This is a genomic window from Microbispora corallina (assembly GCF_016863035.1).
Taxonomy (GTDB): Bacteria; Actinomycetota; Actinomycetes; order Streptosporangiales; family Streptosporangiaceae; genus Microbispora; species Microbispora corallina.
In genome coordinates this window covers 1-1168 of record NZ_BOOC01000093.1, presented here as the reverse complement: position 1 = coordinate 1168, position 1168 = coordinate 1, and the positions used below count along the sequence as shown (strand labels likewise).

1 protein-coding gene is annotated in these 1168 nt (G+C 70.5%); it reads right to left on the bottom strand.

Annotated features, from left to right (window positions below; all coding sequences use genetic code 11):
* On the bottom strand, nucleotides 1–310 hold a 310-nt coding region (locus Mco01_RS40035), incomplete at its 3' end, for an arabinofuranosidase catalytic domain-containing protein (RefSeq protein WP_204061789.1).
* Nucleotides 311–1168: the final 858 nt, after the last annotated feature.

The following is a 1168-nucleotide window of genomic DNA, read 5'->3' as shown; positions in this document are numbered from 1 at the left end:
TGCAGAAGGTGTCCTGGGCGGCGGAGTCGGCCACCCCGCCGGCGCTGAGGACGCCGATGTCGCGGGTGGTGTTGTCGGAGGAGCGCCGCACCTGGTACAGCGGGCCGTTGTAGGCGGCGTACAGGGCACGGGTCGTGCTGTGGGCGGCCACGCAGGGGGTGCCGCCGGAGGCGTAGATGTCACACGGCTGGGTGGTGGCGGCCTGGGAGGGGGCGGCGACGCCGGTCAGCGCGCCCGCGGCCAGGGCGGCCGCGGCGCCGGCCGACAGCAGCGTCCTTTTGAGGTGCCGTAATCCGGACCCGACAGTCATGGGGGAACCTCTGCCTTTCATCGGGGGGTGTGTCGCGAATGCCGTGGCGATTTCGGGCGTGCGTCATCGGCGGAAAGGCGTCGGTGACGGTCCCGTCGCCGCTATGGGGTCGGGCATGCGGGGGCGTTTGTGGAGGGCATGCCTGGGGACCTGCGGTTTCGCGACAGGAAGGGGAAAGGGGAGTATTTTGTTAGCGTTAACATCCCTGGGTGCTATACGGCCTCCGACATGATGACGCCTGTGGGGTTGACGGCCTCACTATGGAACGGAACCGTATGTTGCGTCAAGGTTTCGGACGGGTTATGAAAATACGGCGAGGCCCGGCGGCTCGAATGGAGACGGGCCTGTCCGTCCTGCCCTCGACGCCGCCCACGTGCGGCCGCCCGGGGGGGTGTCGACGCCGAGAACGCAGGGCCCGCCGTGCCGGCGGCGCGGGACGATCGCGGTCACCGGCAATCGTCGTCGGGTTCGTCGCGGCCGGCCGAGGAGCCGGCGGGTGCCGCCACGGCTCCCGTTCGGTGGTGTCTGCCGCCCTCATGTCGGGTGGACGCGCGGGCGGCACCTCTCCGAAGGCCCGGGAGCCACTAAGGCGACGGTCACCGGCGGACGAGAGGCGTGAAGCGCACGTGGTCGGCCGTTTGCGGGAGCCCGGCGATGAACGTTTCATCACGCCCCAGTCGCCGTCGGCCGCCCTGCGGAGGTAGGGGGGCGACGGTGCGGAGCCGGGCGGGCGGCGGAGTGGCCGGGGGCTTGACGAGGCGTCGGCACATCGTATTTGCTCCGCCGCACCACCACCTGTAAGTACGCCTCCGTGGAGAGGGGCCGGTCCGGGCGTGATTGTTAGCGCTAACAGCTGGA